This is a genomic window from Pseudomonas sp. BF-B-15 (genome assembly GCF_019946675.1).
GTDB lineage: Bacteria > Pseudomonadota > Gammaproteobacteria > Pseudomonadales > Pseudomonadaceae > Aquipseudomonas > Aquipseudomonas migulae.
The window spans coordinates 1-8,043 of the sequence record NZ_JAGYFZ010000162.1 but is presented as its reverse complement, the minus strand read 5'-3'; the positions used below and the strand labels follow the sequence as shown (position 1 = coordinate 8,043).

Annotated in this window: 9 protein-coding genes; 2 read left to right on the top strand and 7 right to left on the bottom strand. The window is 60.7% G+C overall.

Annotated features, from left to right (window positions below):
- Window positions 1-347: 347 nt before the first annotated feature.
- From KGA97_RS28375 to KGA97_RS28355, 5 genes are read right to left on the bottom strand one after another with little or no spacing between them, the layout of a single operon-like run.
- Window positions 348-857, bottom strand: coding sequence for a DUF1993 family protein (locus KGA97_RS28375; RefSeq protein ID WP_008030762.1), 510 nt, complete (start codon window positions 855-857; stop codon window positions 348-350).
- A 40-nt stretch (window positions 858-897) separates the two neighbouring features.
- Window positions 898-2,418 (bottom strand): ArnT family glycosyltransferase, encoded by a 1,521-nt coding sequence (locus KGA97_RS28370; protein WP_223481910.1) that lies wholly within the window; start codon window positions 2,416-2,418, stop codon window positions 898-900.
- A gap of 3 nt (window positions 2,419-2,421) precedes the next feature.
- Window positions 2,422-2,700 carry a lipid-A-disaccharide synthase N-terminal domain-containing protein gene (locus KGA97_RS28365; protein WP_008030764.1) on the bottom strand — a complete coding sequence of 93 codons (279 nt, stop codon included), beginning with the start codon at window positions 2,698-2,700 and terminating at the stop codon, window positions 2,422-2,424.
- Window positions 2,697-3,437 (bottom strand): glycosyltransferase family 2 protein, encoded by a 741-nt coding sequence (locus KGA97_RS28360; RefSeq protein WP_223437868.1) that lies wholly within the window; start codon window positions 3,435-3,437, stop codon window positions 2,697-2,699. The genes KGA97_RS28365 and KGA97_RS28360 overlap by 4 nt, the downstream gene beginning before the upstream one ends.
- A 46-nt stretch (window positions 3,438-3,483) precedes the next feature.
- The gene (locus KGA97_RS28355) at window positions 3,484-4,461 is read right to left on the bottom strand and encodes an NAD-dependent epimerase (RefSeq protein ID WP_223437866.1); all 978 of its coding nucleotides are present in this window, start codon (window positions 4,459-4,461) and stop codon (window positions 3,484-3,486) included.
- 309 nt (window positions 4,462-4,770) lie between these two features.
- On the opposite strand from KGA97_RS28355, the gene KGA97_RS28350 reads away from it, so the two are divergent.
- Window positions 4,771-5,418 carry a YceH family protein gene (locus KGA97_RS28350; RefSeq protein ID WP_008030770.1) on the top strand — a complete coding sequence of 216 codons (648 nt, stop codon included), beginning with the start codon at window positions 4,771-4,773 and terminating at the stop codon, window positions 5,416-5,418.
- A 129-nt stretch (window positions 5,419-5,547) separates the two neighbouring features.
- Here the strand turns inward: KGA97_RS28350 and KGA97_RS28345 are convergent, their stop codons facing one another.
- Both KGA97_RS28345 and KGA97_RS28340 read right to left on the bottom strand, forming a co-directional pair.
- Window positions 5,548-6,066 (bottom strand): cupin domain-containing protein, encoded by a 519-nt coding sequence (locus tag KGA97_RS28345; protein WP_008042813.1) that lies wholly within the window; start codon window positions 6,064-6,066, stop codon window positions 5,548-5,550.
- Between the two features lie 215 nt (window positions 6,067-6,281).
- Window positions 6,282-7,100 (bottom strand): shikimate 5-dehydrogenase, encoded by an 819-nt coding sequence (locus KGA97_RS28340; protein WP_192229171.1) that lies wholly within the window; start codon window positions 7,098-7,100, stop codon window positions 6,282-6,284.
- 245 nt (window positions 7,101-7,345) lie between these two features.
- On the opposite strand from KGA97_RS28340, the gene KGA97_RS28335 reads away from it, so the two are divergent.
- Window positions 7,346-7,711, top strand: coding sequence for a hypothetical protein (locus KGA97_RS28335; protein ID WP_008042817.1), 366 nt, complete (start codon window positions 7,346-7,348; stop codon window positions 7,709-7,711).
- Window positions 7,712-8,043: the final 332 nt, after the last annotated feature.

Sequence of the window (8,043 nt, the reverse complement as noted above, 5' to 3'; positions counted from 1 at the left end):
GTCGCCCCCTCGAGAGGCCGAGTGGAGGTCCTGCGCAGTGGGCAACCCGGCATGGATGCCGGGTTAGCCGCCCCCGGCCATGGATGGCCGATGGCGGCGGGCCCACGGAGCAGGACCGGAGCGAGGGCATGCCGAGCCTTAGCGAGGCACCGAACGAAAGGGGCAAAAGCCCTTTGGTTACTTTGGGGCTTTTCCAAAGTGACTCGCCGTAAGGGCGAAACCAATAGCCGCCGCAACCGAAAAAACGGATATGTCCCCAGACAAAAAACCATAACCCCACTCCCACAAGAACAATAAAAAGCCCGCCAAGGCGCAAACCTTGGCGGGCTTTTTTGTACCCGGGCGGTTTAGAACGCGCCCATGTAATCGCGCTTGCCCACTTCCACACCGTTATGACGCAGCAACGCGTAAGCGGTAGTGACGTGGAAGAAGAACTGCGGCAGACCGTAGCTCAGCAAGTAAGCCTGGCCGCTGAAGCGCTTCTCTTTCGGCGTGCCCTGACGGGTGATGATCTCGATGCCTTCCTTGCCATTGATCTGCTCAGGCTTGATCTCGCCGATGTAGGCCAGAACCTTGGTCAGCAACGCTTGCAGCTCCGCGAAGGTGGTTTCAGTGTCGTCGTACTTCGGCACTTCGATCTCGGCCAGACGCGAAGAAACACCCTTGGCGAAATCAACGGCGATCTGCACCTGACGCACCAGCGGGAACATGTCCGGGTACAGACGGGCTTGCAAGAAAGCGTTCGGATCAATGTTCTTGGCGGTGGCGTGGGCTTCGGCCTTGTTCAGAACGTCGCTCAGGGCGTTGAGCATTTGTTTGAAAACAGGGACGGAAGCGTCGTACAGGGAAATGGTCATGGCAGTCTCGTGTGGTGACAGGAGTGAAACGTGGGGTCGATTATAGCGATGCACGGTCCCAGGTGAAGCGATAGATATGGGCCGGCGGACCAGGATGGCAATTGCCGTTGTCGGCGTCGGCACCGACGATCGACCATTGCGCCCGGGAGGTCTCGCCCAACTCGCGGGCAGCCTGCGGATTGAAGCACTGACCGAGCTGTTCATCCGGCACCAACGCATACGCCTGCGGATGTTCACGCAACCACTGCGCCGCCTGCTCGACCGTTGAACCGATCATTCCGAAATGCACGATCGGCTGCCTTGCGAACAACCAATGGCCCTCGCGCCAGTTGACCAACACCAGGTCGGCGCCCCGAGTCATGGTCGCCGCCTGCGCCATCAACGCCTCGTGGGGATTGGCGCCGTCCTTGACCGGCTCGATGAACCCTCGGGCGAACCACAGCGTGAACCAGAGCACCGCCACCCCCTGAAAAATCCGCCACCCCAGTTGGCGTTGACGGAACCAACGCTTGAACAGCCACGGCATCAGCGGTGCAGCGACCAACACCAATCCCGGCAGCGCCGGATAAATGTACAACTTGCGCTTGCCGCTGCTCAGGCAGAAAAACAGCACCACCAGCACCACCCACCCCAGCAGCACCAACACGCGACCATCATGCTTGCGTAATTGCCGGCGCCAGGCGGGGATCAGCCACGGCAGCGCGAGCACCAGCGGCAACCAATATTGCGGAATGACGCTGACGAAGAAGTACCAGAACGGCTCCCGGTGATCCCAGGCGGCCGCATAACGCCCCGCCGTCTGGCGCAGCAGGATTTCCCGCACGTAGGCAATTTCCTCAGCACCGCCATTGAGCACGATCGACAGCGCCAAGGGCAGCAGCCAGATGCCCACGGCACCGAGCAGCACCACAACACCCAGGCACCATTTGCGCGCTTCGCCCGGCATCGCCACCACGCCGGACCAACCTTTGCGCACCGCGTAGGCATACGGGATCAGCATCAACGCCGGCACAAAGCCGACCCCTTTGGTGATCACGCCGATCCCCATCGCCGCGCAGCCCACGTAAAACCAGCGCCAGGCGGGCCCGAGCAGCAGGTGTCGGACCAGACCGTACAGGCCCAGCGAGGTGAACAGAATCAGAAAACTGTCGATCTGGCCGGTGCGCAAAATGCTGTAGGTCTGATAGGTCGCCAGGTACAGCAGCACGGCCGTCCGACCGGCTCGCTGGTTCCAAAGCCTGCGACCCAAGTCGTAGAGCATCGCCGTGACCGAGGTGGCAGACAGCAGCCCCGGAAGGTAAAGGGCAATGGCGGGCATCCCGGTGATCCAGGTGAAAAACGCCACGGCCCACATGAATATCGGTGGTTTATCGCCGTAAATCTCGGCAGCGCGATGGGGAATCAACCACGACCCGTTATGCAGCATCTCCAGCGCCACGCCGAGGAAGCGCTCCTCGTCCACATTCTGCGGCTGGCGCAACCCGAGCCCTGCGCCGACCAGCAACAGAGCAAGTAGCATCAGCCCCAGGCATTCGACGCCGGGTGAAAGGGTTCGGCGCATGGGTCAGTCCTTCAAGGTTTTGCTGCGGGCAATCAATTGCAGGTTGCGCAAATAGACGATGGAACCGAACGCCTGGCCGATGATGAACACCGGGTCCTGTCGATAGATGGCATACGCGAACAACAGCGCGCTGCCGATGATGCTCAGGTACCAGAAGCTCACCGGTATCACGCTGCGTTTTTTGTATTCGCTGTACAGCCACTGCAGGACAAAGCGCCCGGTGAAGGCGATCTGGCCGCTGAAACCGACCACCAGCCACAGGGTTTCACGGGACAAATTCATCCTTCGATCTCCTGCGGCCGGGTGTTCAGGCGTGTGCGCCGGATCAGCCACCAGACGCCGATCAGGTCGAGAATCCCCACCAGCGCGCGGTCGATGTTGCCGTATTTGGAGACGCCGGCCGTGCGCGGTCGATGATTGACCGGGTGGGTAAGCATGCGGCCGTTGTGGCGCTGGATCAGCGCGGGGATGAAGCGGTGCATGTGGTCGAAGTACGGCAAACGCAGGAACGCCGCACGCTGGATCAGTTTCAACCCGCAGCCGGTGTCCGGCGTCTGATCCTTGAGCATGCGTCGGCGCAACCCGTTGGCAAACCGCGAAGCCCAGCGTTTGCTGGCAGTGTCGCGACGGTTGACCCGGTGCCCGGCGACCAATTGCAGGTCGGCGGCTGCCGGCTCACGGCGCACCAGCGCCAGCATGCCGGGGATGTCCGCAGGGTCGTTTTGCCCGTCACCATCGAGGGTCGCCAGCCATTGGCCACGGGCGGCGAGCGCGGCGTGATAGAGCGACGTGCTCTGCCCCAGCGAACGTTCATGTTGCAGGATGCGCAGCGTGTTCAGCCCGTTTTGCCGGGTCTGCCGCAACGCCTGCAACGTGGTGTCAGTGCTGCCATCGTCGACGACGATGACTTCATACGCTTCATCCGCCAGCGCGACGCGGATTTCTTCCAGCAGCGCGGTGAGATTGCTCGCTTCGTTCTTTGCCGGAATCAGCACGGATACAAATAAGTCCTGGCTCATGGAGGCCCCTGTTTTCCTGAATTTTTTATGTTCGAAGATCAACGCTTCAGCGCTGATAAAAGTGGCGATACCACTTCACGAATTGCCCGACGCCGGCCTCGACCGTCACGTGCGGACGAAAGTCGACCCACTGCGCCAATGCCGACACATCCGCCCAGGTCCTGTGCACATCGCCCGCCTGCATCGGCATCAAATTGCGCCGGGCAGGCCGGCCCAGCGCCGCCTCCAGGCATTCGACGAAATCCAGCAGCGCCACCGGCGTGCCGCGCCCGATGTTGAAAATCCGGTTGACGCCCTCCCCGGCGTTCTCCGGCAACGGCGGGCGTGGACGCAGGCGGACGATGCTTTCGACGATGTCGTCGATGTAGGTGAAATCCCGCGACATCAAGCCCTCGTTGTAGAGGTCGATGGGGCGATCGTTGAGGATCGCTTCGGTGAACTTGAACAGCGCCATGTCGGGGCGGCCCCAAGGTCCGTACACGGTAAAAAACCGCAGGCCGCTGGCCTGGAGCCCGTAGAGATGGCAGTAGCTGTGGGCCATCAGCTCATTGGCGCGCTTGCTTGCCGCGTACAGCGAAACCGGGTGATCGACGGCGTCTTCGACGCTGAATGGCAACTTGCTGTTGGTGCCATACACCGAACTGCTCGAGGCATAAATCAGATGATCCGGGCGATGGTGTCGGCAGGCCTCCAGCACATTCAAAAACCCTGTCAGGTTCGATTGCGCGTACACGTCCGGGTTGTCCAGCGAGTAACGAACACCCGCCTGGGCCGCCAGATGGATGACATCTGTGAAGCGGTGATCCTTGAACAACGCCATCAAGGCAGGCTTGTCGACGATATCCAGCGTCTGGAAACGAAAGCCCGACAAGGCTCTCAGTTCCTTGAGCCGAGCGTGTTTGAGCGCCACGCTGTAGTAGTCGTTGAGGTTATCAATGCCGACCACTTCAAGGCCTTGCTCACACAGGCGCTTGACCGTGTGAAAACCGATGAAACCCGCGGCGCCGGTGACCAGTACAGTCATGGCAGGTGCGCGCCAATCAGCGCATTATTGCCAGTCGATTCCAACGTCAGCGTCATGCCTTGCTCCAGGTTGCAGTCAGTAAGGCCAGTGACGTCGTCGATACGCTCTGACGCCGCGCCCCTCAGGCGCGACCGTCATCGCGCGGCCATGCATACGGTGCCCGTCGAATTGTAAAAATCGCGTTATGGATTGATGTAGCTTTTATGACCATTGCCGGGGGACGCGACGAATTCAGTTGCCATTGGCGCCCGCCCATCTAAAGTGCATGCCAGCTGAAGAAGAATATGAATCAGGTAAGGACGCAGCATCATGAGCATTGAGCAAGAAACAACCTTCGACGAGCCACGGCTCAACAGCACGGAAATCCGCATTCTGGGTTCGCTGATCGAGAAACAGGCCACCAGCCCGGAAACCTATCCGCTGACCCTCAATGCCCTGGTGATTGCCTGCAACCAGAAAACCAGCCGTGAACCGGTGATGAACCTCACCCAGGGCCAGGTCGGCCAGAGCCTGCGCGCCCTCGAAGGTCGCGGCTTTGCCAAACTGGTGATGGGCAGTCGTGCCGACCGCTGGGAGCACAAGGTCGACAAGGCACTGGAATTGGTGCCGGCGCAGGTGATTCTGACGGGACTGCTGTTTCTGCGTGGTCCGCAGACGGTCAACGAACTGCTGACCCGCAGCGGCCGCATGCATGAGTTCGAAGATGCCGAGCAGGTTGTGCATCAGCTTGAACGGTTGATTGCGCGCGGTCTGGCGCTGCTGATTCCGCGCCAGGCGGGGCAGCGTGAAGACCGCTACATGCATGCGCTGGGTGATCCGGCGGACATCGAAGCGATCCTCGCGGCGCGACAGAATCCGGTGGAGCGTGGTGGCGGCAGCGGCGTGTCGGTAGAACGCATCGAAGAGCTCGAAGCGCGGATTGCAGCGCTGGAAGAGCGCCTGGCACGCCTCGAGTAACCGCCACGATCTCCTGTAGGAGCGAGGCTTGCCCGCGAAGGCGATTTCCAATTCGACACAATGTTGGACGTTGAATTGCTTTCGCGGGCAAGTCGGATCGCCGCATCGCTCGCTCCCACAAAGGAAGTGCTACTCGCCGTCCCAGTAATCCACGCCGTCGGCCTGTCTGGCGATGGCAACGAAGCCCGAGGCATTGCCTTCGGCATCGACCTTGAAGTCGTCCATCACCGCGTACTTGCCGGAGTCCGGGTATTCGCAGATTTCCGGCGATTGCTGGGTGCTGACCGCCAAATAGCGCAGTTCAGCCTTGCTGGTGTTGATGATCTGGTGCGCCGCTTCCGGACCACCCGGCGGGCAGGCGATCACGTCACCGGCGCGGATCGGAAAACGCTCGGCGCCAAGACGAATCTCCCCTTCCCCCGCGACGACGTAGAACATCTCCTCGTTGACCCGATGACTGTGAAACGGGCTGCCGCGCATTCCCGGTTCCAGCACGTACAAGCGATAACCGAGCTTTTGCGCACCCAGCTGCTGACCGACGCGAGCCATCCGCTGTTGATAACGGCCGGCGGTTTCACCGGTGGGCGCGAGGGCTTCGGGCAGCGGTTCGAGTTCGACCTGATGCAGGTTGAGGATGGGGGGATGCATGGGAAACCTCGGGCACGGTTTTATGGGGTGGCAAGTCTTGTTTTGCTGAGGAGCAGTATAGGAAATTTGCTGCGACTGACTGGATACCGAGTCGCAGCCATCGCGAGCGAGCTCGCTCCCACATTTGATCGCATTTCTACTGGAAGCACTCGGTCGAATGTGGGAGCGAGCCCGCTCGCGATGAGGCCAGTACTGCCAACAAATAGCGGAAGGCCTCAACTGCGGGCGAATTCCACCGCCTTCTGAAACTGCTCCTGCGTCGGACGCACGCCGGTGTACAACACGAACTGCTCCAGCGCCTGGATCGCGATCACTTCCAGTCCGGTGATCACCCGCTTGCCTTCGGCACGTCCCTGCACGATCAGCGGTGTTTCCGAGGGGATCGCCACCACATCGAAGACAGTCTCCGCTGCTGCGATCGTTTGCGCATCGAACGCCAGGTGATCGGCCTCAGGCCCGCCGGTCATGCCGATCGGTGTCACGTTGATCAACATTTGCGGGCGCTGGCTGCCCAGTTCGGCTTGCCATTCATAACCCAGCGATTCGGCCAGGGCACGTCCGGCGTGCTCGTTGCGCGCCACAATCAGGCCGTTCTGGTAGCCACCATCGCGCAATGCACTGGCCACAGCCTTGGCCATGCCGCCGCTGCCGCGCAGGGCAAAAGTCGACGCCTTGGGCACCTGGTGGGTTTCCAGCAACTGAGCGATGGCGATGTAATCGGTGTTGTAAGCCTTGAGGTGGCCGTCCGTATTGACGATGGTGTTGATCGATTGAATCGCGGCAGCCGATGCGTCCAGTTCATCGACCAGCGCAATGCTGGCTTCCTTGAACGGCATCGACACGCCGCAGCCGCGAATCCCCAGGGCGCGGATGCCTGCGACGGCACCGGTCAGGTCCTGGCTGCGGAACGCCTTGTAGTAGAAATTCAGGCCAAGTTGTTCGTACAGATGATTGTGAAATCGCAGGCCAAAGTTCCCGGGGCGGCCCGACAGGGACATGCACAACTGGGTGTCTTTGTTGGGGTTCATCTGCATGAAAAATCTCCTTCAATTGCACTTTCAGATGGACGGGATTAGCCATGCCATCGCGTTCTGATCGATCATATCCGCGTACCTGCTCGTGGCAGCGAAGTTGGTAAGGAAGCCGGTACAGACCTTACACAAAATTTACCCAACGGCTGTGCTGATTTTCAGAAATACGCTGTCTTAGAAGTATCCCCGCGACAATCCTTGGGTCTATTGCAGACGCAAGCGCCGGGTCGATGAACCGAGGAACTATCATGATCCGTAAAATCCCCACAGTTGCCTTGCTGATCGGTGCTCTTGCTATCGCAGGGCAGGCAGAAGCGCATGGCGGTGGCGGGTGGCAAGGTCCAGCGGTATTTGGTGCGATCGTTGGCTCGGCCATCGTCGGTTCGGCCATCATCAATAGCGGCCGGCCGGTTTATGTGCAGCAACCGGTTTACGTGCAGCCACAGCCGGTTTATGTGCAGCAGCCGCCACCGGTTTATTACCAGCCGGCACCGGTTTATGTGCAACAACCGGGTTATTACGGCCCGCCGCCGGTCTACTACGGTCCTCCCCGTGGTTATTACGGCCCGCCGCGCGGGTATTATGGGCCTGCGCATGGTTATGGCCGCTGGTAACAGGCTCGGGCGCTAACCGCGGGTTTTGACTGCGTTTATATCCATTATTTGGTGATGGCGGCTGGCGGTTTCGCCCTTACGGCGAGTCACTTGGAGAAGCGCCAAGTAACCAAGCGCTCTTGCCCCTTTCGTTCGGTGCCTCGCCTAGGCTCGGCATGCCCTCGCTCCGGTCCTGCTCCGTGGGCCCGCCGCGATCGGCCATCCCTGGCCGTGCGCGGCTAACCCGGCATCCATGCCGGGTTGCCCACTGCGCAGAACCTCCACTCGGCCTCTCGAGGGGGCGTGTACCTCAAGATCAAAAGCTGAAGGCGAGCTAACGCTCGGCCTGATGA